General features: G+C 58.7%; 24 protein-coding genes. 14 read left to right on the top strand and 10 right to left on the bottom strand.

Annotation, left to right across the window (positions count from 1 at the left end; all coding sequences use genetic code 11):
* The 3 genes from cas10 to Q1A00_RS16755 all read right to left on the bottom strand — a co-directional run.
* The coding region (gene cas10, locus Q1A00_RS16745) for a type III-B CRISPR-associated protein Cas10/Cmr2 (RefSeq protein ID WP_299757944.1) at nucleotides 1–1213 on the bottom strand (1213 nt) is incomplete at its 3' end.
* Nucleotides 1206–2402, bottom strand: a complete 1197-nt coding sequence (cmr1, locus tag Q1A00_RS16750) for a type III-B CRISPR module RAMP protein Cmr1 (protein ID WP_299757947.1) — start codon at nucleotides 2400–2402, stop codon at nucleotides 1206–1208. The genes cmr1 and cas10, both read right to left, overlap by 8 nt.
* A 131-nt stretch (nucleotides 2403–2533) precedes the next feature.
* Nucleotides 2534–2677: a hypothetical protein gene (locus Q1A00_RS16755; protein WP_298408318.1), complete on the bottom strand. Its 144-nt coding sequence runs from the start codon at nucleotides 2675–2677 to the stop codon at nucleotides 2534–2536.
* 283 nt (nucleotides 2678–2960) lie between these two features.
* Here Q1A00_RS16755 and rplS point away from each other — a divergent pair, with 283 nt between their 5' ends.
* Nucleotides 2961–3326 (top strand): 50S ribosomal protein L19, encoded by a 366-nt coding sequence (gene rplS, locus Q1A00_RS16760; protein WP_298408321.1) that lies wholly within the window; start codon nucleotides 2961–2963, stop codon nucleotides 3324–3326.
* A gap of 99 nt (nucleotides 3327–3425) precedes the next feature.
* Here rplS and Q1A00_RS16765 read toward each other — a convergent pair whose 3' ends face one another.
* The 3 genes from Q1A00_RS16765 to Q1A00_RS16775 form a co-directional block, all read right to left on the bottom strand.
* The gene (locus Q1A00_RS16765; protein ID WP_298408323.1) at nucleotides 3426–4229 is read right to left on the bottom strand and encodes an alpha/beta fold hydrolase; all 804 of its coding nucleotides are present in this window, start codon (nucleotides 4227–4229) and stop codon (nucleotides 3426–3428) included.
* A 104-nt stretch (nucleotides 4230–4333) separates the two neighbouring features.
* Complete coding sequence (locus Q1A00_RS16770) at nucleotides 4334–4963, bottom strand: DUF4388 domain-containing protein (RefSeq protein ID WP_299757951.1); 630 nt, start codon at nucleotides 4961–4963, stop codon at nucleotides 4334–4336.
* 142 nt (nucleotides 4964–5105) lie between these two features.
* Nucleotides 5106–6071: a COX15/CtaA family protein gene (locus tag Q1A00_RS16775; RefSeq protein WP_298408328.1), complete on the bottom strand. Its 966-nt coding sequence runs from the start codon at nucleotides 6069–6071 to the stop codon at nucleotides 5106–5108.
* 157 nt (nucleotides 6072–6228) lie between these two features.
* Between Q1A00_RS16775 and Q1A00_RS16780 the strand changes: the two genes are divergently transcribed.
* The 3 genes from Q1A00_RS16780 (at nucleotide 6229) to Q1A00_RS16790 (ending at nucleotide 10433) form a co-directional block, all read left to right on the top strand.
* On the top strand, nucleotides 6229–7560 hold the full coding sequence (locus tag Q1A00_RS16780) for a M20/M25/M40 family metallo-hydrolase (protein WP_299757954.1): 1332 nt from the start codon (nucleotides 6229–6231) through the stop codon (nucleotides 7558–7560).
* Nucleotides 7561–7724: 164 nt separating this feature from the next.
* Nucleotides 7725–8768, top strand: coding sequence for an iron ABC transporter substrate-binding protein (locus Q1A00_RS16785; RefSeq protein WP_298408354.1), 1044 nt, complete (start codon nucleotides 7725–7727; stop codon nucleotides 8766–8768).
* A 54-nt stretch (nucleotides 8769–8822) separates the two neighbouring features.
* On the top strand, nucleotides 8823–10433 hold the full coding sequence (locus Q1A00_RS16790) for an iron ABC transporter permease (RefSeq protein WP_299757957.1): 1611 nt from the start codon (nucleotides 8823–8825) through the stop codon (nucleotides 10431–10433).
* A gap of 40 nt (nucleotides 10434–10473) precedes the next feature.
* Here Q1A00_RS16790 and Q1A00_RS16795 read toward each other — a convergent pair whose 3' ends face one another.
* The 3 genes from Q1A00_RS16795 to Q1A00_RS16805 all read right to left on the bottom strand — a co-directional run bounded on the left by Q1A00_RS16795 (nucleotide 10474) and on the right by Q1A00_RS16805 (nucleotide 13707).
* Nucleotides 10474–10809: an STAS domain-containing protein gene (locus tag Q1A00_RS16795; protein ID WP_298482433.1), complete on the bottom strand. Its 336-nt coding sequence runs from the start codon at nucleotides 10807–10809 to the stop codon at nucleotides 10474–10476.
* 109 nt (nucleotides 10810–10918) lie between these two features.
* Nucleotides 10919–12607 carry a SpoIIE family protein phosphatase gene (locus Q1A00_RS16800; protein ID WP_298482434.1) on the bottom strand — a complete coding sequence of 563 codons (1689 nt, stop codon included), beginning with the start codon at nucleotides 12605–12607 and terminating at the stop codon, nucleotides 10919–10921.
* 8 nt (nucleotides 12608–12615) lie between these two features.
* Nucleotides 12616–13707: a HEAT repeat domain-containing protein gene (locus tag Q1A00_RS16805; protein ID WP_298402541.1), complete on the bottom strand. Its 1092-nt coding sequence runs from the start codon at nucleotides 13705–13707 to the stop codon at nucleotides 12616–12618.
* 191 nt (nucleotides 13708–13898) lie between these two features.
* Between Q1A00_RS16805 and Q1A00_RS16810 the strand changes: the two genes are divergently transcribed.
* From Q1A00_RS16810 to uvrA, 10 genes are all read left to right on the top strand, one after another.
* Nucleotides 13899–14099: a hypothetical protein gene (locus tag Q1A00_RS16810; RefSeq protein WP_298402542.1), complete on the top strand. Its 201-nt coding sequence runs from the start codon at nucleotides 13899–13901 to the stop codon at nucleotides 14097–14099.
* Nucleotides 14099–14257, top strand: a complete 159-nt coding sequence (locus Q1A00_RS16815) for a hypothetical protein (RefSeq protein WP_298402543.1) — start codon at nucleotides 14099–14101, stop codon at nucleotides 14255–14257. Before Q1A00_RS16810 ends, Q1A00_RS16815 begins: the two co-directional genes overlap by 1 nt.
* A 180-nt stretch (nucleotides 14258–14437) precedes the next feature.
* Nucleotides 14438–15247 carry an ABC transporter ATP-binding protein gene (locus Q1A00_RS16820; RefSeq protein ID WP_299757963.1) on the top strand — a complete coding sequence of 270 codons (810 nt, stop codon included), beginning with the start codon at nucleotides 14438–14440 and terminating at the stop codon, nucleotides 15245–15247.
* A 47-nt stretch (nucleotides 15248–15294) separates the two neighbouring features.
* Complete coding sequence (locus Q1A00_RS16825) at nucleotides 15295–17244, top strand: long-chain fatty acid--CoA ligase (RefSeq protein WP_298490564.1); 1950 nt, start codon at nucleotides 15295–15297, stop codon at nucleotides 17242–17244.
* A 75-nt stretch (nucleotides 17245–17319) separates the two neighbouring features.
* Nucleotides 17320–18201: a branched-chain amino acid ABC transporter permease gene (locus Q1A00_RS16830; RefSeq protein WP_298402546.1), complete on the top strand. Its 882-nt coding sequence runs from the start codon at nucleotides 17320–17322 to the stop codon at nucleotides 18199–18201.
* A 33-nt stretch (nucleotides 18202–18234) separates the two neighbouring features.
* Entirely contained in the window at nucleotides 18235–19293 is a 1059-nt protein-coding gene (locus Q1A00_RS16835; protein WP_298402547.1) for a branched-chain amino acid ABC transporter permease, read from the top strand.
* Between the two features lie 21 nt (nucleotides 19294–19314).
* A complete protein-coding gene (locus tag Q1A00_RS16840; RefSeq protein ID WP_298482435.1) occupies nucleotides 19315–20535 on the top strand; it encodes an ABC transporter substrate-binding protein in 1221 nt (406 codons plus the stop codon).
* Between the two features lie 58 nt (nucleotides 20536–20593).
* Nucleotides 20594–21385, top strand: coding sequence for an ABC transporter ATP-binding protein (locus tag Q1A00_RS16845; protein ID WP_298402549.1), 792 nt, complete (start codon nucleotides 20594–20596; stop codon nucleotides 21383–21385).
* A gap of 369 nt (nucleotides 21386–21754) precedes the next feature.
* A complete protein-coding gene (locus Q1A00_RS16850; protein ID WP_366144866.1) occupies nucleotides 21755–22975 on the top strand; it encodes an AMP-binding protein in 1221 nt (406 codons plus the stop codon).
* 118 nt (nucleotides 22976–23093) lie between these two features.
* A complete protein-coding gene (gene uvrA, locus Q1A00_RS16855) occupies nucleotides 23094–26018 on the top strand; it encodes an excinuclease ABC subunit UvrA (RefSeq protein WP_298402553.1) in 2925 nt (974 codons plus the stop codon).
* A 40-nt stretch (nucleotides 26019–26058) separates the two neighbouring features.
* On the opposite strand, the gene Q1A00_RS16860 is transcribed toward uvrA, so the two are convergent.
* Nucleotides 26059–26997, bottom strand: coding sequence for a pentapeptide repeat-containing protein (locus Q1A00_RS16860; RefSeq protein ID WP_298402555.1), 939 nt, complete (start codon nucleotides 26995–26997; stop codon nucleotides 26059–26061).

Consider the following 26997-nt stretch of genomic DNA (forward strand, 5'->3'; position numbering starts at 1 on the left):
GGGCGACTTGCTCGAAGGCTTGCGCCAGCTTATGCGCTGTGTCGAGCGCCCAGCTCAGCGGCAGGAAGGCCAGCACATCGTCGCCGCCGTTGTAGATCAGGCAGTCCTTAGGGACAATGCTTTGAACTTGTTGCGCGAAGGCATCGAGCGATTGGCTCAGCTTGGCGTGGGCGCCTTTCGGATCGTCCTGCCCCAAGCACGCGCTAATGCGCTTGCCCATGCTGTCGCCGTCCAGCACCAGCACGGCATAGTACGGCGAGGGCGCGCCGCCTGCGGCGTTGTGCAATGCCTTAAGCGCTTGGCACGCCTTTTCTAGCGCTTGCTTGTCAGGTTGGTGAATGCCGTAGCTGTCCTTCAGACGCTCTGGTGTCAGCGTCTCCTCGAACAGCAGGTCGCCGTCGTAGGGCCAATCGTCATCGTCGCACACGCGGTAGACGCCAAGCGGGGCGACGACATCGCGGTAAGTGTGTAGTGCTTCTGCCGCCACTTGCTTGGCGTGTTCGATGAAGTCTAACGCAGCGATAGTGCTGGTGGAGGGGAACTGCTGGCTGGCGAGATCGCAAAAACGCTTGGTCGCGCCGATGGCGTCCAGCCGCTCGCGGCCGTCGGGGCGGAGTTTGGCAGCGGTCGTGCGCTTCCCCACTTGCGCCCAGAAACCCTTGACCTGCGCGAAGTGCGTCTGTCCATGCTGGTGCAGCGCCTCGCGCCGGCCGGAGAGGGTGTCCTTAATGCCGGGTTCGTCGCAGGCCGCGAAGAGCCGGCTGCGCTTCACCGCGTCGAGCGCGGCGCGCGCCCGCTCGTAGGCGTCGCGGTAGCCGGACGTCTCCTCCTCAGCGGCGGCCCAAAAGACCTCCCACAGGTGATTGGCCTGCCGTTTCCAGATAGCGTCAAACACTGAATCGGTGAATTTCCAAGCGGCGAATTGATTGTGCGCTGTCTGGCTGATTTCGCTCCACGTTTTGCGCAGCGCCTGCTCTGCGCGTTCGGCGATCTGCTTCGCCTCGACGGCCGGCACGCGCGCGACGATCACGTTGGGCACGCTGCCGTTGAGCGAAGCGGGATAGACTAGGTTGACTGCGCCGATGGCCTGCGCCGCCGCTTTTGCCAGCTCAGACAGAATGCGGCTGCCCACGTACAGGTCTGCCGCCCGCCGCGCCTCGGCGATGAAGGACTGCACCGGGCTGAAGGTGAAGATGAGGACGGCGTCAGTCAAAAGTAACCTCCTGCGCAGAAAATCCTTCCTTTATGAACTGCTCAATCAGGGCATAACTCGACGGCAGAGGTAATGGAAGGCCCTTTTCATTCTGTTCATGTAGTTTCTCACCCTCAGGCAAGAAGCGCGACTTGAATAGAGTGGCTATACCAACGAAGGCCCCTGTCTGCGTTTTGGAGATCTTAAGCCACAAAGGTGAAGCTCGCCGATCAATGGCTTGCTCTTTTGGTTTGGTTCGTCCTTGAACGACGCCTTTCGGGCCGTTGTTGGAATAGCGAAATGGAAGGGGCAAGCCGAAGACAGCCCGTTCAACCGTTGGAATTGTCGTGCCACTAAGCCACTTTGCCACTTGTGAATGGTCAGGTTCACGATAGGTGCGAAAATCGCGCATAGCCGCACCGATCGCCTCGACGGCTTGCTGAGAGGAAGGCCAGATGCCCAAGACCCAGACCTTGCACACGCCTGAGTGCAAGACATCAAATTCGGCTGGCTGTGCCAATCTCCTTGGGCTAATATGCTCTTGGAACAGCCTCCGTACGTTGTTTAAGCCTTCTTTCAGTTCCTGAACGATCCCGCTTGAATCGCTTGAATGCAAAGCGAACGACAAGCCCTCTACGGCCAATGGTTCAACCACGCTCAGACTACCGGCTGTGCGCCGTGATCGTGATCCAATACCCCCTAATTGAACGAGTAGCCATAACGCACCTATGGCCTGCTGAAATACTGCTCTGCCATCAATAACACCCGGTCGTACACTCAAGTTCAGAGAGAATTTATAACCCGCCGGGTAATATTTCCGGTTAGGCTCCCCTCCGAAGCCCGGCATAGACCAGTACAGGTAATCGCGGCCAGTAGGTTGGCGTAACCTTTCGCCGTTTTTCTCTACACACACGGCCGGGGCACGCTGATACTCTTCTGGCTTAGACAAGTCGCCTTTGACCCGAAGAGTGATACTCGATGCCCCACCGCATTGCTCGTCTGTGCTGCCGAAAACACGCGCCTCAGCTTCGCGCGCTACAGACAACCCAGCTTCATCGTCACCACAGACCCCTCCCAGCGCTGCCCGCAGCCAATACCGCATCGCCCCGCGAAAACTCGGCGGCCGCAGCTCCGGCGCACCGCGCGGGTTTGCCCCGCCCAAAAACAGCGGCGTCACCGATTCCATTGTGATCGTTAACTCTGATGTCACTGTTCGCTCCTCCTCAATCACTGCCCCCCAGCCTAGAAGATTGTTATACGCGGCAATATGCCTTGTAGTTTAGCAGTTTAGGAGTGAATATACAAAAGAATAGCAATGCATTTATGCCATAACTGTGATCATCATACCCATCGTGGTGCCGCAGGGCAGAACGTCGCACCGGTGTTGACACAGCCTTCGTCGTCTTGGGCACGGAAGACACGCCTCGCGTTATTCACGCCATCGCCATAGACCTCACTCTTCGGCGCAGCATCGAGCGTCGCCATTCTAGCTGCCTCACCCATACACCGCAGCTACGTACCGAACTATAGCACGGCTTGGCGCATTAACAAAATCAATTCTAGCTGCCTCGCCCATACACCGCAGCTACGTACCGCTGAGATACGCTCGCCGCTTGCCGACATACCACGGCTATGGTATAATCAGCAGCGGAACAGAGCCGGTCTGGCAGGCGGCAAACCATCCGCCTGCCAAATTTGTGTGTTAGCACGCCGTGCAGTCCCGCTGCCATGCGGGCGCCTGCCGGCACGATCCGAAAGGAGCGACGCCGTGTCGCAGCAATTACTCGAAGAATTGGGCCGGCGCCAATACCGCACCGACATTCCCGAATTTCGCGTCGGTGACACGGTGCGAGTCGGCGTCAAAGTGGTTGAAGGCAACCGCGAACGAGTGCAAGATTTTGAGGGGGTCGTCATTCGCCGGCGCGGCGAGGGCATCAATGAGAACTTTACCGTGCGCCGGATTGCGTCACACGGGATCGGTGTCGAGCGTACCTTCCTGCTCCACGCGCCACGTATCGATTCAATCAAGGTTATTCGGCGCGGCAAGGTTCGCCGGGCCAAGCTGTACTACTTGCGCGGTCGTACCGGCAAGGCGGCCCGTATCCGCGAGCGGCGAGAAACGACCCAGAACTAAGACACTTTGTGCAGCAGAACCGCAGCGGCGCATGCGCCGCTGCGATTGTTTGGGCAGGAAATCTCTGGGCCGGCGGCCCACTGCCAAGAGTGGTGACGCCTATTCTTTCGTATTGGTTGCAGCCACCTGCATCACCAGCTCAACCAGCGCCAGATTAAATTCAGCCGGACGCTCGATTGCGCTGAGATGGCCGGCGCCGGGAATCACGACAAACCGGCTGCCGGCAATCGCTTCGTGCATCACCCGCGCCTCGCTCGGCGGGGTCAGCGTGTCTTCCGCACCGACCACCACGGTCGTTGGCACGCGGATCTGGCTCAAGAGCGGCGTTGAGTCAGGGCGCGCCGCCATCGCATGCAATGCCGCAGCCACTCCCGCAGGCGGATTAGCGGCGGCAATGGCCAATAATTCGGCCCGCAGCGCCTCGCTCGCTTGCGACGCTAGCAGATTCGGCAGCAATCGTTCCGCTAACGCCGCACTACCCTCGCGCAACGCAATCTCAGCGTTAGCGGCGCGGGTCGCGCGGGTTGCATCACTATCGGCAGTCGCACGGGTATCGGCCAGCAACAAGCCACTGATCCGCTCAGACGCCCGGCGGAGCAAGGCAAACGCGATGTAGCCACCCATTGATAGCCCGCCGATGATCGCCCGTTCAATCTGTAATGCATCGAGCAAGGCAAGCACATCATCGGCATAATCGTCAAGCGATTGCGGTAGAGGTGCGGGTGGCGAACCGCCAAACCCGCGCAGATCGGGCGCAATCATACGAAACCGATCGGTGAGCGCAGTCAATTGCGCGCGCCAGAGCGCCGCACTTAGTGGAAACGCATGCAACAACACGACCGGCTGCCCGCTCCCCACATCATCGTAGCGTATTTGCACGCCGGTAGGCAGAGTCACTTCCATCGCAACCCCCATCGTTTTGCGTATTGGCGAATGCATATAGTATAACGCACAGTAGGGGCGCAGCATAGCTGCGCCCCTACCACCCTACGCCATCTTAATTGAGATCACGACCGCAAAATCGCTAATAGCCGGTCAATAGCGGGGATTGCCGGCGGTGCCGGTTGCGGTTGCGCCTCTGGCACAGGATCGTGCGGCGCCAGTGGCACTGCTTCGAGCCGCACAATCTGTTGCGCTACCAGATGGTCGATGCCTTCAACCACATCAATTGCCTGCCAGTGCAACTCAGCCGCAATCTCGCCCACTCGCTTGCGCCCATCGATCGCATCAATGAGCAGATGCTCCGTTACCTTCGCACGCTCTTTCGCCACTTCCCGCGGCATTGCCAGTACCGGCGTCAAATGTAGCGAAGGCACCTGATGCCACAGCCGGCGCCAGCGTAACGCTGTGCGTTCGGCATTGCGCAGCAACGTCTCGAGATCGCCCCACACTGACTGCTGCTCGCTGCGCGCGCCACTTGTGACGTTGAACATCCCTTTCTGCACATTGAGCAGTATCCCAAGCGCCTCGACGCCAATCTGCCCTTCGCATTCAATATGGTAGATTTGGCCATTAAAGAGAAAGATACGACCGGATCGCTCGCCAACGATATCGAGCGATCCGGTGAGTGAGCTATAGGTCGCGAGATCGATTAGCTCGCGCAATGATACCTGCTCTAACGATCCATGCAGCGCCATTCGCGGGCCTCCTATGCAAGAGAGCGATGAGGTGAGGATGACCCTTCGTTATTGGTTATACCATAGCGCCGCTTAGCGCACAAGATGACCCTAGTCCCGTTGTGCAATAGGCCAAACTACAACCCATCGCATGCCAAACCGGCTAACGGGCCGGCGACCCGGAAACGACCGGCGCATGCGGCACAGTCACTGTCGCTGGCCGCGCTAGCAACGTCGCACTGAGCAAAACCAGCGCTAACCAAGCTAGATCGGCGAAGAGCAGATGCACCAACTGCATCCACACCGGTGCTTTGAGCAGAACGTTTACCACACCAAGAAAAATTTGACCGACAAAGATGGCAGCAGTAGCCCATGCTAGCCGCCGCGTGGACGGAGCAGGATCGTAGCGCACAGCGCGCTGAGCCAAGGTAATCATTGCTAAACCCACCAGCGTGCCTAGCACCGGGTGGATAATGCGCATCCAGACGAGGGGGTGACTGTCACGGTTGATCGATTGCGATACGCCGCCGGGCAACACGCCCAACTGCAAGAGTGTATCACCCAGCGCAGTCACTGCGCCGCTTGAACCAACCAGCGCCGTGCCAATTAGCGCAGCGATCAATATGCCAAGCAACCCCCCTTTGCCGCGCAATTCAGGCGCTGGCTTACCGCTAGCGTACCATGCGGTTAATGCCATCGCGCCAATCAGCAAGAAGGTGTTAATCAGGTGCAGACCGAGTGACAGCGCCCGGGTCAGTGAGGCATCATGTGCCACTAATTGGAAGAGCACTAATGCCGCGCCAATTAGCGCCTCTACAACCATAAAGACCATCGTGGCAATTGCCGCCCGCCGTGCCGGATGCCCGGCTGCAAACAAGCGTAAGGCCCAAACGAGCAATGCAACTGCAAGCAAGAGAGCAATTCCACTTGTAACCCGATGCGAAAACTCGATCATCTGTGCCGTGTCCGGTGCGCGTGGAATAACTTGCCCATCACACAGCGGCCAGTGATCGCCACAACCGGCGCCCGAACCAGTAGCACGCACAAATGCGCCCCACATAATCACCAGCAGGTTGTAGCCAACATTCAGCCATGCAAAATTCACAAATGCGCGGTACCGGGAATCCATGCCATAACCTCCAGCCGCGACCGGCTGTCGCGGATTGCAAGAATAATGTGACATTTCGCACTTTATTCTAGCATGGCCTTAACCCTCTCTGGAGTAAACCCCGTGTTATAATTCGTTCACCAAATACCGATGTTGCACTACAACGGGAGCAATCTGGGTGACTGTTCACGCACCGCCATCAACTGAACAGCTCGTGCATGTGCTGCACCACATTTGCCGGTTGCCATCAACGACTGGGCATATCGAAGAGTTGCGCGCTGCGGCTGAACAGATCGCGCTCTTCATTCGCATGCTCGGTATGCATGTGCGCATCGCCACGACTAGCGCGGCGCCGGTGATTATTGCCCACCGCTCTGGCCGACGCCCCCAAACGCTGTTGCTCTACCATCACTATGATACGCCGCCAACCGGCCCTTGGCGCTACTGGTCGCACGAACCGTTCGCTATCTCCGAACGCGACGGCAAGATATTCGGGCGTGGCGTCGCCGGCGGCAAGGGAGCGCTCGCTGCCCACCTCGCCGCCTTGCAAGCGATTGTGCAACGTGAAGGCAGGTTGCCGTGCGGTGTGACTCTTGTCATCGAGGGCGCCGCCACAATTGGCAGTCCGGGATTAGCTGAAGCATTGCCAGCCCACACCGATCTGGTGCGATGCGATGCGGTATTGGCCAGCATCGGTGATCGCGACGCGCACGGCACGCCAATCTGCACGAGCGGCAGCAAGGGCTGGCTCCGATTACGCTTGACTGCCCGCGGCCCAGCTTATCCGTTACCCGCCGGCTTTGCCACCAGCGTCGCGAATCCGCTCTGGCGCCTGATCTGGGCGCTTGCCGCCCTGAAGGGTGATGATGAAGATGTGCGCATCGAGGGCTTCTACGATGCGGTTGAAGGCCCTTCCCGCGCTGATAATGCCGCGATTCGCCAATTACAACTGGCCGCCGCCGCGCGCCGGGAAGCATGGCAGATCGACCAGTTTTTGTTTGGAATCGACGGCGCGGCTCTCAGCCGCACAGAAGTAACACTCCCAACCTGTAATGTCAGTTCATTGACCGTTGAACCTCATAGCGACACGCCGGTCATCCCTGCCCTCGCCTCGGCCCTGCTCGATCTCCAATTAGTGCCGGGCCAGCAGCCTGATGCTATCTATGAGTTAGTACGCCGCCATCTTGACGATAAAGGGTTTGCTGATCTCGTCCTTGAACGATTGCCCGGCGGTTATCCGCCTTGGATTACTGCCACTGATCATCCGATCGTAAGCCGAGTCGCAGCGATCGGTGCCACTGTGTGCGAACGTCCCCTCCCAATAGTACCAGCTGGCCCCTATGTGGCGCCGCTCAGCCTGCTCACCGGCGGCCAGCCTATCCCTACCGTTAGCCTCGGCTTGACGCCGGCGATCAGTGCGCTGTTCGCCCCCGATGAGCATATCGCCCTTGCCGATCTGAGCCGCCATAGCCAATTGTTGCTTGAGACGCTCGACCGGCTGTGGACGTAGCCCCCGCGCTTGCCCACCTATTTCACAACCTTTTTCTAAATATCTCAACCAAAATGTTCGTAAATTAGCTTGACCTTCGGAAAAGGTTAGGATATACTAACGTCAACCTTGCGCAAGGTTGTGGTCGTTGTCACGAAGAATCGACGTAGTCGAGGAGAGAAACCGTGAATCGCTTTCTGCGCCTGTTCGCGCTGTTGACATTGGCGGCATCCACATTGGCCGCCTGTGGGAATCAAACTGTTAGCACGCCCACCCAAGCGTCTGCACCAACTGATACGCCAGCCAAGATTGTCGTCTATTCCGGCCGCAGCGAAAGCCTCGTTGGGCCGTTCTTTGCCCAATTCACTCAAACTACCGGCATTCAAGTTGAAGTGCGCTATGGCGATACCGCTGAGTTGGTGGCTACCATCCTCGAAGAGGGCGCCAATAGTCCCGCCGACCTCTTCTTTGCCCAAGATGCTGGCGCGCTCGGCGCGTTGGCGGCTGCCGGCATGCTGGCCCCCTTGCCTGCCGAAACGCTCAATCAGGTGGAACCGCGCTTCCGCTCGTCTGATGGCTTGTGGGTTGGCATCAGTGGCCGCGCCCGCGTAGTGGTCTACAATACCAATAAGCTGACCGAGGCCGATTTGCCGCGTTCGATCACCGGTTTTGTCGATCCGCAGTGGCGGGGTCGGGTTGGTTGGGCGCCGACTAATGGCTCGTTCCAAGCGTTTGTCACCGCGATGCGGATACAGTTGGGCGAAGAGGCGACCCGGCGGTGGCTGGAAGGGATGATCGCCAACGAGGTCAAGACCTACGAGAAGAATGCGGCAATCGTGCAAGCAGTTGCTGCTGGCGAGATTGACGTTGGCTTCGTCAATCACTACTATCTCTACCAATTGCAGAGCCAGTCGGGCAATACGTTAGCGGCAGCCAACTATTACCCCGCCGATGGCGACGTTGGCGCGTTGATCAACATTGCCGGCGTTGGCATTCTCAAGACGGCGAAGAACCCCTCGGCGGCACAGCGTCTGATTGACTACATGCTCTCAACCGAAGGTCAGCGATACTTCTCAGAAAAGACCTTCGAGTACCCCCTAGCCGGTAATGTGCAACCTGATCCACGCCTGAAGCCGCTGTCGGAAATTCAAACACCTGCTATCGATCTTAATCAACTGCGCGATTTGCAAAGCACCTTGCAATTGCTGCGCGATGTCGGAGCGTTATAACCGTGTGTATGCGCCGCGATCGTGCATGATCGCGGCGTCCATCATTCCAAGCCTATGATCCGTCGCGTCACCTTCTCTGAACTAGCCGTTGCCACTCCCCAACGCCGCGCGCGTCCGTGGGTCTTGATCGGGCTGAGTCTCGGCATTGTTGTACTCGTGTTGCTACCGATCGGCTATTTACTGGTGCGCGCCCTCGAAGCCGGGCCTGATGCATGGGCGGCCTTGCTTCGCCCCCGCACGCTGCGGGTCGTGACGAATAGTATCGGTCTGGCCCTCGCCACGGCGCTGCTCAGCGTACTCATCGCAGCACCGTTAGCATGGCTGACAGTCTGCGTTGATATTCCCGGTCGCCGCTTTTGGGCGATCGCGACCGCCTTGCCGCTAGCTGTGCCGTCATATATCAACGGCTTTGCGATCATTGTAGTGTTAGGGCCGGTAGGGTTGCTGCAACAGATGCTCGCGCCGTTGGGGGTTGAGCGGTTGCCGCCGGTATATGGCTTCGGCGGCGCCGTCTTGGCCCTCACCCTCAGCAGTTATCCGTATGTGTTGCTGAATACGCGCGCAGCGTTGCAACGGTGTGATCCGGCAGTGGAAGATGCTGCCCGCAGCATGGGCGATAGCCCGTGGCGCGTCTTTTGGCGCATTCTCTTGCCGCAAGTGCGCCCGGCGATTGCGATTGGCGCACTGCTGGCTGCACTCTACAGTTTGAGCGATTTCGGCGCGGTGTCACTCTTGCAGTTCGAGACCTTCACCCGTTCGATTTACGTGCAGTATCGCGGATCGTTTGATCGCAGCGGCGCCGCCCTGTTGGCCCTCGTCTTGATTGGGCTGACACTCAGCCTGATCGGGATCGAGCAGCTTATCCGTGGCCGGCCTAGCATGAGCCGCACCACCTGCGCCGTGGCTCGCCCACGCCGGCTGGCTGACATTGGGCCGTGGCGCTGGCTAGCGGCGCTATACGCCGCCTTGTTGACTTTGCTCGGCATCGGGATGCCGCTGTTGGCGCTTAGCTACTGGTTGATCCGCGGCTTGCTCAATGGGCAGACGCTCGATGTGCTCTGGCGACCTATGGCCAATTCCCTGCTCGCTGCCGGCGGTGCAGCGGCGCTGTCGGTTGTGGCCGCCATTCCGATTGCGCTACTGGCGGCCCGCTTTCCCTCCCGGCTGAGCCGCATCCTCGATGCCGCTGCGTACACCGGCTACGCGCTGCCCGGGATTGTCGTTGCGCTGGCGCTCGTCTTCTTCGGCGCCAACTATGCGCCGTGGCTGTACCAAACTCTGCCGATGCTGTTGTTCGGATTGGCTATCCGCTTCTTGCCGCAGGCGATCGGTAGCCTCCGCACCACATTGCAGCAGATGAACCCGCGGGTCGAAGATGCCGCCCGCTCGCTGGGTCGCTCGCCGCTTGCCGTCTTTGCCGGCGTCACCTTTCCGTTGATGACTCCCGGCCTCCTCTCGGCAGCAGCGCTGGTCTTCCTCACCTCGATCAAGGAATTGCCGACCACGTTGCTGCTCAGCCCGACCGGCTTCCCGACCCTTGCTACAATGATCTGGAGCGCCACCAGCGAAGCGATGTTTACCCAAGCCGCGGCGCCGGCCTTGGTCTTACTGGCGGTGTCGGCAGCCGCAATGGCCATGATGCTGGTGAACGAGCGATCGGCATAACCAGCGGGGCGAGAGCTGTCTCGCCCCATTGCATCGCACCTTACCGATCGCGGTATGACGCCAGCGCCGCTTCGCGGTCGGGGTAAATCTTGAAGAGCGTATCAAAGCGGCTCTTACGGAAGATTTCGGCGATCTGCGGTTGCAACCCGCACAAGCGCACATCCCCCCCTAACGGTTGCACAGCGCGCAGATTGCTCAGCAGCATGCGCAACGCCAAGCTGGCGACAAAGGTCACTGCGGTCATATCGGCCAATACTTTACCGCCGTGGTTTGTAATCGCGGCCGCCAAATCTTGTTCGATCGCGGCAACGCCGGCGGCATCGAGGCGTGCTGGCAGCTCAATAATGAGCACGTCATCTACTTGCTCGGTTTTCACGCCGAAAAACCCCTTTCTAGCAGGTGATGGCCCGCTATGCAATCAAGGATGCGGTCATTATAGCACGGCTCGCTCAGGGGTTTCGGCTGCCGGCGGTAGTGGCGCGGGTTTACCCATCCGCCGGCAATCGCTCTACCACCAAGAGGGTGATGTCATCGGCTTGGGGCGCACCCTGCGCAAAAGCATCCACTGCCGACACCGTTGCTGCCACCAACTCAGCCGCCGTACCCTGCGCCTGCGCTCGCAACAACGCTTTGAGACGGTCATCGCCAAACAATTCCCCAGCCGGGTTCATAGCCTCGGTAATGCCATCGCTAAATGCAACCAACTTCTCGCCGGGAGCAATCCGCAACGCGCGCACCTCATACGTTTGCCCGGTCACGATGCCAATCGGTAGCGCGCCTTCGCTTAACTCCTCAATCACCGCGCCATCGCGCCCGATTCGCAACGGTGGATTATGGCCGGCATTGATGTACTGCATCACTCCGGTGGCCGGATCGAGCAAGCCATAAAAGAGGGTCACAAACATCATCGATTCACCATGCTCACGGCAGATATAATCATTGGTCAGGCTTACGGCGGGCAGCAGAATCGCCGCGCTGGTATCACCATCGCCTTGGACGCTGCCGGCAGCTTGGGAAGCGGCGCGCAAGAGCGACCGGCTGAGGGCGACAAAGAGCGCAGCAGTGACGCCTTTGCCGCAGGCATCGGCGACCACCAGCCCGATCTGGCCATTGGGAAGGGTAATGGTATCAAAGAAGTCACCGCCAACCGCCTGTGCTCCCCGGCTAAATGCCGCAATGCGCCAGCCGGGTGGTTCCGGCAAGACGCGGGGTAAAAACGATTGCTGAATGCGGCGCGCAACTGCCAGCTCTTCTTCGAGCCGGTTGAGCCGGATCAGTTCGGCTTGGGCGGCTTGCAATTGTTGATAGGCGGCCACCAGCTCGGCGTTCTTGCGTTCGAGGTCATGGATCATGCGCTGGTTGGTGTTGCGCACCCGGCTGACGATGCTACGCAGCATTGTCATCGCCAGCTCCGGGCTGGAACCAATCAGGGTGGCAAATACCGCTTCGTTCAACGCAACTAGCCGGCTTGGCTCGATCGCACGCACTGTCGCCGAACGGGGACTGCGATCGATCAAGCTCATCTCACCGATGATCTGACCGGGATGGAACACCTCTAGCCGCAACTCGGCGCCGTTCACGAATGTAATTACCTCGACCGCGCCGTCGAGAATGACAAAGCATTCGGCGCCGGAGTCCCCCTGATTGAACAACACGTCGCCAGCGGCCAAACGGCATTCCGCCAGCCGCGGAGCCAGCTCGGCCAGCACCGCTTCCGGCACGGCCTGAAAGATCGGCAAGGCCCGCAGCCGATCGAGCATACTCATCGCCTTCGTTACCGTCAACTCATTCCAGCCGCTGCGCGGATCGTGGTGATAGGTCAGCGTATCGGCATATTCACGGACGAAAAAGAGACCAAGCCCGCCAATCAATCGTTGATCAGCAGCCGCATGGATGTCCGGCGGCGGCGCTTCGCGCGGATCGAATGGCTGGCCACGATCACGAATGGTCACCGTAAGTACCCCTTGCTCGTACTCGCAAGCGAGCTGGATCTGGTCACGGTTGTGATCGTGGTAGCCATACTTGACGATATTGGTAGCCACCTCTTCGATCACCAGCCGCAACAAATACCCATAATCGGGCGGCAAACGCCAACTGGCCTCCAGCTCATCGCTGAAGGCCAAGAGAGAGGCTATAGCGTTCTGATCAGCAAAAACTGCAATCTGCCGCCGCATGCGCCCACCTACACTGCCAGCGGCTCGGTCGGATGGCGGCTCTGACCAAGCGGCAGAGTAGCCCGCAATTTGCGCAGGCGCGTGATCGCATCCACCGCCGCTTCGTGGACATTCGGATCGGTATCATCGATTGCTTGCGCCAAGGCATTGAGCACCTGAGATGTCGCTGCGGCTACGCCGAGGCGGCCCAAGGCCCGGGCAGCAGCTTCACGGGCATAGGCATCGCTATCGGCCATCATTGCCAGCAGGTGCTCGATCATCGGGCCGGTGCCGGCCAACTCACCCAATTGGCTGACTACCAGCGCCGCCGCCGAGCGCACAAAACTGTCAGGATCGCCAAGGCACTCGATCAGATGGTCGAGCAATTGCGGCGACGCGATCCGGTCGCGCAACAAGCCCAGCGTGCGGGCGGCGGCGAAACGGGTTTCTAAATCGCAATCGTGAATGGCCAACCGGATCAACGTCTTGACCAAAGGCTGCGGCGGTGTGCCGACGATCAAACCCAGCGTGCGAGCAGCGGCAGCTCGCACATGGGAGTCGCTATCGCTTAAGCCATCGTGGAGCAGCACCAGATCGGCGGCGGTAAAATGGCCTTCGCGCACCCGCAGGCGACGAATCGCTTCGTACCGGCTCTGCCAGCCGGGATCGTGCAACTGGCGGCGCAATTGCTCAAAATCACCGTTCTCGAACGTCCCGATTTCAGCGATGAGGGTTAGGCGAAACCATTCATCCCGCGAACTATTCAGCCGCTGGCGCGCAAGGTGAATAACGTTCAGCGCCACTAAAATCTCTTCGATCGTGAGGCGCAATTCGGGGCGCGAGCGCAGTTCGCGCTCGATCAATTGCGCTAACTGGTAGCGCCAATGGCTCGCCCGCCGCACAATATGATTCGCGCCGGGACCACGCGAAATCTCGGCCAATGCCAGCACCGCTGCTACCGGTTCGTCTTGAAAGGCTTCGAGAAAGGGTTCGAGCGAGCGTAGCGCGAGGAAACCGAGCACTGTACTGACGCCGGCTACTTGGATCTCCTGCCGCGGGTTGCGAGCAAAGTTATTGAACCGTTCGGCTACCCGTTGCCGCCACGTCTCGCGGTCAAACATCGGTAGCTCCTTTCTCCATGCGCCATTGCAGCCAAGCTTGTGCTTCGCCTACATCTGTAATATAGCATATTGGCTATGGATTGCACAGTACTTTAGTACTAAACCATGATTGCAGTACCATTACATACAGCACGCCGCGCGCTACGGATGTGCTAAGATAAGGCGAGAAGCATGTAGCAGCGGAAACGATCATGTCTCAGACTCCCGAAGAGCCCGATGTCGCTGCCAGTGTGCGTCGTGTGCGCCGCGGCTGTATTATGATGGCGATTATTGTAATTGCGATGACGATCTTCTTGATCAGCGCCACCGGCAACCTCGCCTTTTCGTTGCTGCTGTTCATCGCCGCGGCGCTGTTCGCGCTCGCCTTCTTTGTCGTGCGTGAGGGATCGTGATGCCAGTTCACTATCGACGCGCTCTGCTTGCCCTCCTCGGTCTGATCTGCGTGGTTATTTCGATCGTGGTTGCTTTCCTGCAACCGTTTGGGTTATGGCATTGGTTGTGGCTGGCCTTGGCTGGCCTCTGTCTGTATGGCGCACGATACGTGCCATAACCCAACTCCCATTTGCGCAATTCTGCGACCTTCGTTATAATAAACCGCAAGTATTCCCCATAGTTTGTGATACGTCATTAGTTGATCACAGCGATCGAAGTGGCGGCATTCTAGACTTCATGCGCATGATCGACTCGTGAGCGGTGCGTACCTGTTTCGTGCATTGTCAATGAGGATCGCATGACGCATCGTGATTCGGTGACACTACCAGCCCCGCAAATGGAGATCGATAACATCGGGTTGAGCTTCGGCGGGGTGCGCGCGCTGCTTTCCGTAACCTTCAATATCTATCCCGGCACCATTCAGGCCATTATCGGCCCCAACGGCGCCGGAAAGACGAGCCTCCTCAACTGTATCAGCGGTCTTTATCGCCCCCAACAGGGCCAAATCCGCTTTGAAGGGCGCAACATTATTGGCATGCCGCCCCATCAGATCGCGCGCCTCGGCATTGCCCGCTCGTTCCAGAATATCGAGCTCTTCCGTCACATGACGGTTGTCGACAACTTGATGCTGGGCCGTCATATCCATATGCGCAGCGGAGTCTTCAGCGGCGGGTTGTATTGGGGGCGGGCACAGCGCGAAGAGGTCGAACACCGCGCGTTTGTCGAGCAGGTGATCGATCTGCTCGAAATCCAGTCGATCCGCAAGAAGATGGTCGGCGCACTTTCGTATGGCCTGCAAAAGCGGGTGGAGTTGGGCCGTGCCCTCGCCATGAATCCACGCCTCTTACTGCTCGATGAGCCGATAGCCGGCATGAATACCGAAGAAAAAGAGGATATGGCCCGCTTTATCCTTGATATTAACGAAGAGTACGGCACAACGATTGTGCTGATCGAGCACGATATGGGAGTGGTGATGGATATTAGCGATCGGGTGGCGGTGCTCGAATTCGGCCAACTGATCGCGTATGGCACACCGGCTGAAGTGCGCAGCGATCCGAAAGTGATAGACGCTTATCTTGGGCGTGAGCATGCGCTTCCATACACATAAAGAAAATATTCCGGCGCTGTCTGCCGGTCCCACAGTTGGGTGACGCAATGATACAGATACCTGAGACAACCCTGCCACGCTTGCTGTTTCAGAATGCTGAACGTTTCGGCGATAAGGTGGCGCTACGCGAGAAGGATCTTGGCATCTGGCAAACGGTGACGTGGCGACAGTTTGCCGAGCACGTGCGCGCGTTTGCGATGGGGCTGCATGCGCTTGGCGTGCGCCGCGGCGATATCATTGCCATCATTGGCGATAACCGCCCGGAATGGCTCTACGCCGAATTTGCCGCTCAAGCCATCGGCGCAATATCGATTGGCGTCTACCAAGACTCGGTGGCCGAAGAGGTGTATTACGTCGTTTCGGCGGCTGAAGCGCGGGTGATTGTGGCCGAAGACCAAGAACAGGTCGATAAGATTATCGAGATTTGGCCGCGGCTGGAAGGGGTGCTGAAAGTTATTTATTACGAACCAAAGGGGATGCGTAATTACCGGCAACCCTACCTTGCCCATTTCCCCGATATCGAAGAACAAGGTCGCATCTACGATCGCGCTCATCCCGGCCTGTTTGAAGCCGAACTGGCCGCTGGCAAGCCCGACGATGTCGCCATCCTTTCCACCACTTCCGGCACCACCGGCAAGCCCAAGCTGGCAATGCTCACCCACCGCAATTTGATCAGCCAAGGCGCCGGCCTGCTCTCGGTCGATCCGCTCGGCCCTGACGATGAGTTTGTCAGTTTCTTGCCGCTAGCATGGGTCGGCGAGCAGATGGTGACGGTCGCCGCCGGTATGCAGTGCGGGTTTACGATCAATTTCCCCGAATCGGCTAGCACCGTGCAAGAGAATATCCGCGAGATCGGGCCGCGGGTGATGTTCTCGCCGCCCCGCATCTGGGAAAATATGCTTTCGCAGGTGCAAGTCAAAATGCAAGACTCAACCCGTTTGAAACGGGCGCTGTTTGAGTGGGCGATGAAGCAAGGCTACGAAATGGCCGATACCCGCTTTAGCGGCAAGCAGCCGAGCTTTGGGCTGCGCCTGCGTTATTGGCTAGCCCGCATCACCGTGTTCGAGATGCTCAAAGACCATCTCGGTTTGCGCTTCCTCAAACGGGCCTATACCGGCGGCGCTGCGCTCGGCCCCGATGTCTTCCGCTTTTATCACGCCATTGGTGTTAATCTCAAGCAGGTCTACGGCCAGACCGAAAGCTCTGGCTTGAGCGTGATCCACCGCGATGGCCAGATTAAGTTCCAAACAGTTGGCACGCCCCTACCCAATACTGAGATCCGGATTGCTGAGAACGGCGAGATTCTGGTGAAAAGCCCGTCGGTGTTTGTTGGCTATTACAAAAACCCGGAAGCGACTGCCGAGGCGCTGGAAGATGGCTGGCTGCATAGCGGCGATGCCGGCTATTTTGACGAGGATGGCCACTTGATCGTGATCGACCGGGCGAAAGACGTGATGACGCTGCACGACGGCACCAAGTTCTCGCCCCAGTTTATCGAGAATAAGCTCAAGTTTAGCCCCTATATCAAGGAAGCGGTGGTGTTTGGCGGCGATTGGCCCTTTGTGACCGCAATGATCAATATTGACTTCGCCAATGTCGGCAAATGGGCCGAGAATGCGCAAATCTCGTACACTACCTACACCGATCTGGCGCAGAAGCCGCAGGTCTACGCTCTGATCCGCAAAGATGTCGAGCGGGCGAATGCTGATCTGCCGCCGGCGGCGCGCATCCGCCGCTTTCTGCTGCTCCATAAAGAGCTTGACGCCGACGATGGCGAGCTGACCCGCACCCGCAAGGTGCGCCGGCGGTTGGTGGCTCAACGCTACCAAGAGATTGTTGATGCGCTCTACGGCGACCAAGACATGCTTGAGATCGAGACGACGATTACCTATCAAGATGGGCGCACGGCTCTGATCAAGACCCGCCTGCGTATTGAGGAATTGCACGACCCGGCGGCGCCGTCACCAGCCCCGGCAGCGCGAGCCGTGGCACGTTAGAGTGCAGGATCACATTTCTAAGGCCCCATTCCATATTGGCATGCATTGTTCAATTCGGCGACGACGGAGACGCGCATGGATCGGATTATTCAACTGGCGCTGAGCGGGATTGCCAATGGCGCAATCTTTGCGTTGGTGGCGCTTGGCTTTGTCTTGATCTACAAAAGCAGCGACGTGATCAACTTCGCCCAAGGCGAGTTGTTGCTGATCGGGGCTTACCTCACCTACACGATGGTCGAGCTGTTTGGTCTCTGGTGGCCAATCGGCGTTGTGATAGCCGTGGTGTTAGCCGCAGCGGTCGGGGTTGTGATTGAGCAACTCGTGCTGCGACCTCTGATCGGCGAGCCGGCCATTTCGGTGATTATGGTCACGATTGGCTTGTCATCACTCTTGCGCGCGATGGTAGGTGCGATCTGGGGGGTGACGCCACGGCCAGCGCCGCAGTTTTTGCCCACCGATACGGTGACAATCCTTGGCGCAAATGTCGGCGTTGATCGCATCTGGGCCTTTGTGTTAGCCATTGCGCTCTTTGCCCTGCTTACGCTCTTCTTCCGCTTTAGCCGGGAAGGGATCGCGATGCGCGCGGTGGCCGACGATCAACAAGCGGCGCTTAGTATGGGGATTAGCGTCAAGAAGGTATGGGCTGTAGCGTGGGCGATTGCCGCGATTACGGCGGCAGTGGGCGGCATTCTGTTGATGAGCATTTTTGGCGGCTTGTCAGGCACGATTGGCCGGGTTGGTCTGCTCGTCTTCCCCGTGGTGATTTTGGGCGGCCTTGATAGCATTCCCGGCGCAATCATCGGCGGTCTGATCATCGGCCTGCTCCAGTCGTTCGCTGGCGGCTTGCTGCCGCCGGAATGGGGATTGGGTGAAGTCGCCCCCTTTGTCGTCCTGCTCCTGATTCTGCTGGTGCGACCATACGGTCTCTTCGGCCAACGAATTATCGAGCGCGTGTAAGCAGCGATTGGCGATAACAAGATTGGGTTTGCTATGCAGAGCGGAACGTTTCATACCACGTATGCGAGCGATGTTCGTTTGCGCCCCTATTGGCCGCAACGCATCCGGATCGTGATCGTGCTGGCATTGGCACTGATCTTTCCGTGGTTTGCCGACCGTTACTGGCTCAATTTGGCCAACACGATCGCGATTGCTGCGATCGGCGCGATTGGCTTGAACATTCTGGTCGGCTACACCGGCCAGATTAGCATTGGTCACGGCGGCTTTCTCGCTGTTGGCGCGTATACGGCCGGGTTGATGGCGGTGAATCTTGGCACACCAATGTGGATTACGATCCCGGTGGCGAGTTTCTTTACCGCAGTCGTCGGGGCGTTTTTCGGCCTGCCATCGCTGCGGCTCAAGGGATTGTACCTCGCCATTGCCACCCTTGCCTCGCAAGAGATCATTATTTGGGTGTTAACACACGGCAAACTGCTCGGTATTGGGGAATCGCTCTCGCTGCCGCGGGCGAGCAACAACCTGTTTGGGTTGCCGATGGAGTGGCTCGGTAATAACGACTTCGCCTTTTACTGGATCTGCCTTGTGGCGCTGATCCTGACCGTCATCTTTGTGAGCAATCTCTTCCGCACCCGCACCGGGCGAGCCTTTGTCGCCATTCGCGACCAAGACATCGCAGCGCAGGTGATCGGGGTTGATCTCTTCCGCTACAAACTGCTCGCCTTCGCTACCTCGTCGTTCTTCGCCGGGCTGGCCGGCGCGCTCACTGCCCACTATCGCGGCGTGATTTCGTGGGAACGCTTCACGATTGATACCAGCATTCTCTACCTTGCCATGATTATTATCGGCGGCATGGGCAGCGTCTCTGGTTCAATCTATGGCGCTGCGTTTATGACGCTGTTGCCAGCACTACTCTCAAATCTGGCCCGCGCTCTTAGCGATGTCGTGCCTAACATTAACTCCTATCTGCCCTATATGCAGCAGGGCGCGTTTGGTCTGGCCATTATCCTCTTCCTGATCTTCGAGCCAGAAGGCATCGTGAAGATGTGGCGCAATGTCAAAGATTACTTCCGGCTGTGGCCGTTCAGTTATTGAAGCGTCTAGAAGGAGGATGGCATGCACAGGAGGAGATGGACGTTCGGGTGGTTGGTGACGCTAGTCCTTTTTGCCACGTTGCTGGCCGCTTGTGGTGGTGGCGGCGGTACGGGCGGCGGCACCGGCGGCGGTGGAACGACTACGGAACCGATCAGGGTGGGAGCGATCTTTGACTTGACCGGCGCGACGGCTGACGTGGGTACGCCTTATGCACGAGGACAGATTGCCTTTATTGATTGGAAGAATGAGCAGGGCGGCATCAACGGGCGGCGGTTGCAGTTGTTCAGCGAAGACTATGCCTATCAGGTTCCGCGCGCGGAAGAGCTGTACACTAAGTTCGTAACCCAAGACAAGGTGCTGGTCTTCTCGGGCTGGGGCACCGGCGATACCGAGGCGTTGCGGCCCAAGATCACCGAAGATAAGATTCCGTTCATCTCGGCCTCGTACTCGGCAGCGTTGGCCAATCCGGCCGAAACACCCTACAACTTCCTTGTCGCGCCGACCTACTCGGATCAGTTGATCATCGCCATGAAGTGGGCGATCGAAGATTGGAAGGCCAAAGGCAATAGCGGGCTGCCGAAGTTTGGCTACTTGATCAACGATAGCCCCTTTGGCCGCTCTCCACTGGCCGACGGCACCGCCTTCGCCACCTCGCAAGGCATCGAGACACCGCTCGAAGTGCCCTCGCCACGCGGCGCAACTGATCTGACCCCGCAGTTGACCCAGCTCCGCGATTATGGCGCGAACTACATCTTCTTGCAGAACGTGTCGAGCCCGGCAGCGCTGGCGATCAAGAATGCAAAGAGCCTTGGCTACAACGTCCAGTTCGTCTGCTTGAACTGGTGCGCCAACGAGATCTTGATCAAGCTGGCCGGCGCTGATGCCGAGGGTGTGGTCGGCGCCGTGCCGTTCAACCACGAGTCGGAGGGCGGCAAGATCGCGCTTGAATTCGCGAAGGCGAAGAATATTGATTACGGCGGTGCTGATAGTACCTTCGTACAAGGCTGGACGGCGATGTCGATTTTGATTGCCGGGATCGAGAAGACATTGGCTGACGGCAAGGAGCTGACCGGCGAAAATATTAAGAACACGCTGGAAACGATGGGTGCAATCGATACCAAAGGTGTCACACTACCAGTGCAGTTCAGCTCTACCGATCATGCTGGCGCTAAGTCGCTGAAGATGTTCCGGGTCGAGAACGGCAAATGGGTGCCGATTACCGACTTCATTAGCGCGCGGTAGTAAATCATACTGTGTTAGAGTAGGGTCAGGTCTTCAACCTGACCCTACACGATCGCCTATGCTCTCACTCAATAATATCGAAGTCATCTATAACGATGTCGTGCTGGTGCTTAAGGGCCTTTCGCTCGAAGTGCCGGAGGGCCGTATCGTCGCGTTGCTCGGTTCAAACGGCGCTGGTAAGAGCACGACCCTCAAAGCGATTTCGGGCTTGCTCAAGCCAGAAAACGGTGAAGTGACCGATGGCGAAATTCTGTTTCAAGGGCAGCCGATTCACAAGAAAGACGCCGCCGAGATTGTGCGTATGGGTATCTTTCAGGTGATGGAAGGGCGGCGCGTCTTCGAGCACCTCACCGTAGAAGAGAATTTGCGCGCTGGCGCGTACACTCAGCCAATACGCCGGTTTAGCGAGGATCTGGCGCTGGTCTATAACTATTTTCCCCGTCTCAAAGAGCGGCGCAATCAAGTAGCCGGCTTTCTCAGCGGCGGCGAACAGCAGATGCTGGCGATCGGGCGCGCCTTAATGGCCCATCCTAAATTAATTATGCTCGATGAACCATCGTTGGGGTTGGCCCCGCTGCTGGTGGCCGAGATTTTTGAGATTATCCGCCGGATTAATCGCGAACAGGGAACAACCATTTTGCTGGTTGAGCAAAATGCGCGCCTTGCGTTAGATTCGGCGCACCACGCTTACATTATGGAAAATGGCCGGATTGTGCTCGATGGATCGCCAGCGGATTTGAAAGATAATGCTGACGTGCGCGAGTTTTATCTTGGCCTTAACGAGATTGGCAGCCGCAAGAGTTATCGCGACGTGAAGCATTACAAGCGCCGCAAACGCTGGCTGTCGTGACACGGTACGCAATACGCACTCGCTCCTCTCCCCGATGGGTCGTATCCCACTCCAACCCTCCCCCTCTGGGGGAGGGAGTTGTAGGTTGCTCACGCCGCAGACACCGAGAGCGCGGAGCTTGCTCCGATTCCAAGCCCCGTGGCATCTTCTGCGCCTTGGCGTTCACCCCCGTGGTGTCCTCTGCGCCTTGGCGTTGACGAAGTTGGTTGTTGGGTGAGAATGCGGTACAATGCTGACTACCAATCACCCTTACGAGCGGGCAAGGATAGCGCATATTGCGGTTCGCAGGCCAATGACGCCGCAACGCTGCGCGAGCGCCGGAAGACCGTTGCGCCCGCGCGTCGTTGTCTGAAGCACGAGGTGACGGAGATGGACATGCAAGCCTTTTACGCCGGTTTTGATCAGCGCGTGCGCGAGATTGTTGCGTTTGGCTACGAGCATTCGCCAGCGTTTCGCCAACGGATGGAAGCTGCTGGACTGACGCCGGCTGATATTCAGACCACCGCTGACCTGAGCCGGTTGCCGATTTTGCGCAAAGAGCAGTTGGTTGAGCTGCAACGGCAAGGGCCGCAGTTGGGCGGGATGTTGACTGTGCCGCTCTCACGGCTGCGCCGTATCTTCCAATCACCCGGCCCAATTTACGATCCCGAATCCGATGAACCCGATCCATGGCGGTGGGGGCCAGCCTTCCGCGCCGCTGGCTTTGGCCCTGATGACGTGGTGATCAATTGCTTTGGCTACCACTTGACCCCCGCCGGGGTGATGTTTGAAGAGGGTGCACGCGCGGTTGGCTGCGCTGTCATCCCAGCCGGGATCGGCAATCAAGCCCAACAGATCGAGGCCATGGCCCATCTCGGCGTCACCGCTTACGCCGGTTTGCCCAGCTATCTCAAGGCGCTGCTCGAAAAGGCAGCGGAATTGGGCCATGACCCGCGCTCGTGGCCGCTCAACAAAGCCTTTGTCGCCGCCGAGCCGCTGCCACCCTCGTTGCGTAAGCTGTTTGAAGAGCAGTACGGGATTCTGGTCTACGACGGCTATGGCACCGCCGAGACGGGCAACCTTGGTTACAACGGCCCTGAACGGCACGGCTGGCACCTGCCGGAAGATGCGCTGGTGCAGATTTGCGATCTCAACACCGGCGAGCCAGTGCCTCCCGGCCAAACCGGAGAGGTAGTCGTGACCCTCTTCCGCCGCGACTACATCCTCATCCGCTTTGCTGTCGGCGATCTGTCGGCGCTGATGGTCTCCGATGAACCAACGGTCATTCAGACGCCGCGCTTGGTGGGTTGGCTGGGCCGCAGCGGCGAGAGTGTCAAAGTGCGCGGGTTGTTTGTCCATCCACGCCATATCGCTGAAGCGATCCGGCGGCTCGAGGGGGTGCAGGCGTATCAAGCGGTAGTGGTGCGCGAACATCACCGCGATGAATTGATCTGCCGGCTTGTGCCCGCCAGCGATGCCGATCACGCTCGCTTGCGTGACGCCGTGGCGCAGGCCTTGCACGAGGCGATCAAGCTCCATTGTAAAGTTGAAGTGGTTGCCGAGTTGCCGCCTGACGCCAAGCCGTTCGTTGATCAACGCACGTGGACGTGATCGCATTGGCTGCCTAGTCCGTTTGTTCTAGCAAACCGTGGTATACTAGAACACAGAATTGGTAGCGTCGCCAACGGGGCGGCGCTTTCTCTTCGTTCGTATCTCAGCGGAGACGGTTGTGGCCAAGACGACCATCGTGATCAAAGGCGCGCGCGAGCATAACCTCAAAGGGATTGATGTCGAGATACCGCGCGACCGGCTGGTCGTGCTGACCGGCGTGAGCGGATCGGGCAAGAGTTCGTTAGCCTTCGATACGCTCTACGCCGAAGGGCAACGGCGCTATGTTGAAAGCCTCTCGGCGTATGCGCGCCAATTCCTCGGCCAGATGGAGAAGCCGCAGGTTGATCTGATCGAAGGACTATCACCGGCAATCGCCATCGAACAGAAGAGCGCGAGCAAAAACCCACGCTCGACCGTTGGCACCGTCACCGAGATTTACGATTATCTGCGCCTGCTGTTTGCCCGCGTCGGTCACCAACACTGCCACCGCTGCGGCCAGCCTGTCGCCGCCCAATCGGCCCAACAGATGGTTGATCGGGTGTTGGCCTTACCGGCGGGCGCCCGCTTTATGGTGCTAGCGCCGGTCGTTTCTCAACGCAAAGGCGAGTACAAAGATATTTTTGCCGAAGCCAAAGCCGAAGGCTTTGCGCGGGTGCGCGTTGACGGCGAGGTTCGTTCGCTCGACGAAGAGATTAAACTCAACAAGAAGGTCAAACACTCGATCGAGGTGGTGATTGACCGGCTGACAATGCCGCACACTACCGGCAATGGCGATCTCGATAGCTTTATCACCCGCTTGACCGATAGCATCGAGACGGCGTTGCGGGTGGGGGAAGGAAAGGTGATCATTAGTCTCGCCGACGAGCCGGCTGATCCTGCTCAACCCCGCGAGTGGCTCATGAGCGAGAGCAATACCTGCCCATCGTGCGGCATCTCATTTCCCGAACTCACCCCGCAGATGTTCTCATTCAACTCGCCGCAAGGCGCCTGCCCAACCTGTACCGGCCTCGGCGCGCGGCTTGAGGTTGACCCGGCGCTGCTGGTGCCCAACGGCGCGCTCTCGATCCACGAGGGAGCAGTGACGTACTGGGGCGAGATGCGCAAGAAGCAGGATACGTGGGCCTATAAGGCGCTGCTTGCCATTGCTGCGCACTATCAGATTGACCTCGACAAGCCGTGGGATGAATTAACCGAACACCAGCGCAATGCGATTATCTACGGCAGCGGCAGCGAACGCATCCGGTTTGTGTGGGAAAACGAGAGCGGCTCACGCGGCGAGTATTCCCGCGCGTGGGAAGGGTTGGCCAGCGAGATCCGGCGACGCTATATGCAGAGTGGCTCAGACACGATGCGCGAGTACTATACTCAGTACATGAGCGAGCAACCCTGCCCTGATTGTGAAGGGGCACGCTTGCGGCCCGAAAGCTTGGCGGTACGTGTGGCCGGACGCTCAATCCGCGATGTCACCCGCATGAATGTGGCGCAGGCGCTCGATTGGGCGCGCGAGCTGCCCAACCACCTCACCGAGACCGAGCGGGCAATTGTAGGCGATGTGCTGAAAGAGATCCGCGAACGGCTCGGTTTCCTACACAACGTTGGCCTGCACTACCTCACCCTTGATCGCGCCGCGCCGACGCTGTCCGGCGGCGAAGCGCAGCGCATCCGCCTCGCTTCGCAGATCGGGTCGGGGTTAGTCGGCGTGATGTACATCCTCGACGAGCCAAGCATCGGCTTGCACCAGCGCGACAACCGCAAGCTGCTCGATTCACTGTTGCGGCTACGCGATCTCGGCAACACGCTGATCGTCGTCGAGCACGACCTCGAAACGATGCAGGCCGCCGACTGGATTATCGACTTCGGCCCCGGCGCTGGCGTCAAAGGCGGGCAGGTAGTGACCGCCGGTACACCGGAACAAGTGGCCCAACACCCGACCTCGCTCACTGGCCAATATCTATCGGGTCGGCTGACGATTCAGACACCCGCCACGCGCCGTCAACCTAAACAAGGTTGGCTGACGCTGGAAGGGGCGACGCTTAACAACTTACGCGATGTCACCATCAGCTTCCCGCTCGGCTGTTTCATCGCCGTCACCGGCGTGTCTGGGTCGGGCAAATCCTCGCTGATCACCGAAACGCTCTACCCGGCGCTAGCCAACCGGCTCAACCGTGCTCAACTCAAGCCCGGCCCCTTTCGATCGCTGCACGGTCTCGACCGGCTCGATAAGGTGATCAACATTGACCAACAACCGATCGGGCGCACGCCACGCTCAAATCCAGCAACTTACGTCAAGCTTTTCGATCTGCTGCGCGAGCTATTCGCCGAGACGCCGGAAGCCAAATTGCGCGGCTACGGCCCCGGACGGTTTAGCTTTAACATTCGCGGCGGGCGTTGTGAAGCCTGCGAGGGCAACGGCGAAATCAAGATCGATATGCAATTCCTCGCCGATGTCTGGGTGCGCTGCGCCGAATGCAAAGGCAAACGCTACAACCGTGAGACGTTGCAGGTCAAGTATAAGGGTAAGACAATTGCCGACGTGTTAGACATGGACGTGCAGACGGCGTTGGAGTTTTTCGCCAATGTGCCGCGGGTGCGGCGCATCTTGCAGACCCTGCACGATGTCGGTCTCGATTACATCAAACTGGGCCAACCGGCCACCACCCTCTCTGGTGGCGAAGCGCAGCGGGTGAAACTGGCTAAGGAATTAGCCCGCGTTGCTACCGGGCGCACGATCTACATCCTCGATGAGCCAACCACTGGCCTGCATTTCGCCGACATTCAGCATCTGTTACAGGTCTTGCACCGGTTGGTTGATGCCGGCAACACCGTGGTGGTGATCGAGCACAACCTCGACGTGATCAAGACGGCTGATTACGTGATCGATATGGGGCCGGAAGGCGGCGACGGTGGCGGCGAGGTGGTTGCGCTAGGTACGCCGGAAGAGGTTGCCCGCCATCCTACGTCGCATACCGGCAGGTTTTTGCGCGAAATCCTCGCACCGGTGGCGGCAACCGGCGGGACAGAAACGCAGGTATACGTCGATTAGGCAGTAATGAAGACGGCCCAATGGGCCGTCTTCGCCACATCTACATCGCTAACCCCCTCACGCCGGTCACATCGCAATCGCGCAGATCAGCCTCCGACAAATCGGCATCGGTCAGGTCGGCGTCGGCCAAGCTTGCCTCGCGCAGATTAGCGCCGCGCAGGTTAGCACCACGCAGATTGGCCCCGCTCAGATTGGCGCGCGACAGGTTAGCGCGGGTCAAGATAGCATTGCGCAGATTAGCCCCACTGAGGTAAATACCGCTCAGATTAGCCTCGCTAAAATCGGCGTTGCACAGACTCGCCTCACCCAAATTCGCTTCACTCAGATTAGCACCGATGAAGTTCGCTTCGTCAAGCGTGACTTCACGCAAGTTTGCATGCATCAGATTAGCACCCGCGAGATTGGCACCATTGAGGTTGGCGCCATTCAGGCTCACCCGAAGCAATATCGCTCCACTCAGATTTGCCCCGCTTAGATTGACCAATTGCGCCTCACGCAGTTGGGCTTCGCTGAGGTTAGCGCCAATCATGATTGTATCGCGGAGATCGGCCCCACTCAGGTTGCAAAGGCTAAGGTTAGCGCCATAGAGGTTGGCACCGCTAAAATCAGCAGCACTGAGGTTAGCCCCACGGAGATTCGCCCCAACCAGCGTGGCAAATTCAAGATTGGCCCAACTCAGATCCGCTTTGCGCAAATCGGCATCGCTGAGGTCAGCCCGCACTAGTTGCGCCCAATTCAGCTTTGCTTCACGCAGGTTGGCCCAGCTCAGATTCGCACTGCCCAACTCACAAACGCTTAGATCGGCCCGAAACAGATTAGCGTCGGTGAGCCGGGCCCGGCTCAGTTGGGCCTCGCTCAAATTGGCGTGGCTGAGATTCGCCGCACTCAGGTTAGCGCCATTCAGATTCGCACCGACTAACCAGAGCGGGCCGGGCCGGTTGAGCAAATCGTAGATCTGATCGGGAGTCAGGTCGGCCAT

The organism is uncultured Chloroflexus sp., from assembly GCF_938091255.1.
Lineage (GTDB): Bacteria > Chloroflexota > Chloroflexia > Chloroflexales > Chloroflexaceae > Chloroflexus.

What these genes read in the sequence shown, in the direction of transcription:
- Q1A00_RS16805 (WP_298402541.1), bottom strand. Translation starts at nt 13,707, where the DNA reads ATGTTTGACCGCGAGACGTGGCGGCAACGGGTAGCCGAACGGTTCAAT.
- Q1A00_RS16835 (WP_298402547.1), top strand. Translation starts at nt 18,235, where the DNA reads ATGCAGAGCGGAACGTTTCATACCACGTATGCGAGCGATGTTCGTTTG.
- Q1A00_RS16830 (WP_298402546.1), top strand. Translation starts at nt 17,320, where the DNA reads ATGGATCGGATTATTCAACTGGCGCTGAGCGGGATTGCCAATGGCGCA.
- Q1A00_RS16770 (WP_299757951.1), bottom strand. Translation starts at nt 4,963, where the DNA reads ATGGCGCTGCATGGATCGTTAGAGCAGGTATCATTGCGCGAGCTAATC.
- Q1A00_RS16755 (WP_298408318.1), bottom strand. Translation starts at nt 2,677, where the DNA reads ATGGCGACGCTCGATGCTGCGCCGAAGAGTGAGGTCTATGGCGATGGC.
- Q1A00_RS16825 (WP_298490564.1), top strand. Translation starts at nt 15,295, where the DNA reads ATGATACAGATACCTGAGACAACCCTGCCACGCTTGCTGTTTCAGAAT.
- Q1A00_RS16840 (WP_298482435.1), top strand. Translation starts at nt 19,315, where the DNA reads ATGCACAGGAGGAGATGGACGTTCGGGTGGTTGGTGACGCTAGTCCTT.
- Q1A00_RS16790 (WP_299757957.1), top strand. Translation starts at nt 8,823, where the DNA reads ATGATCCGTCGCGTCACCTTCTCTGAACTAGCCGTTGCCACTCCCCAA.
- Q1A00_RS16800 (WP_298482434.1), bottom strand. Translation starts at nt 12,607, where the DNA reads ATGCGGCGGCAGATTGCAGTTTTTGCTGATCAGAACGCTATAGCCTCT.
- Q1A00_RS16810 (WP_298402542.1), top strand. Translation starts at nt 13,899, where the DNA reads ATGTCTCAGACTCCCGAAGAGCCCGATGTCGCTGCCAGTGTGCGTCGT.
- Q1A00_RS16765 (WP_298408323.1), bottom strand. Translation starts at nt 4,229, where the DNA reads ATGGAAGTGACTCTGCCTACCGGCGTGCAAATACGCTACGATGATGTG.
- Q1A00_RS16850 (WP_366144866.1), top strand. Translation starts at nt 21,755, where the DNA reads ATGGACATGCAAGCCTTTTACGCCGGTTTTGATCAGCGCGTGCGCGAG.
- Q1A00_RS16815 (WP_298402543.1), top strand. Translation starts at nt 14,099, where the DNA reads ATGCCAGTTCACTATCGACGCGCTCTGCTTGCCCTCCTCGGTCTGATC.
- Q1A00_RS16845 (WP_298402549.1), top strand. Translation starts at nt 20,594, where the DNA reads ATGCTCTCACTCAATAATATCGAAGTCATCTATAACGATGTCGTGCTG.
- Q1A00_RS16820 (WP_299757963.1), top strand. Translation starts at nt 14,438, where the DNA reads ATGACGCATCGTGATTCGGTGACACTACCAGCCCCGCAAATGGAGATC.
- Q1A00_RS16860 (WP_298402555.1), bottom strand. Translation starts at nt 26,997, where the DNA reads ATGGCCGACCTGACTCCCGATCAGATCTACGATTTGCTCAACCGGCCC.
- Q1A00_RS16775 (WP_298408328.1), bottom strand. Translation starts at nt 6,071, where the DNA reads ATGGATTCCCGGTACCGCGCATTTGTGAATTTTGCATGGCTGAATGTT.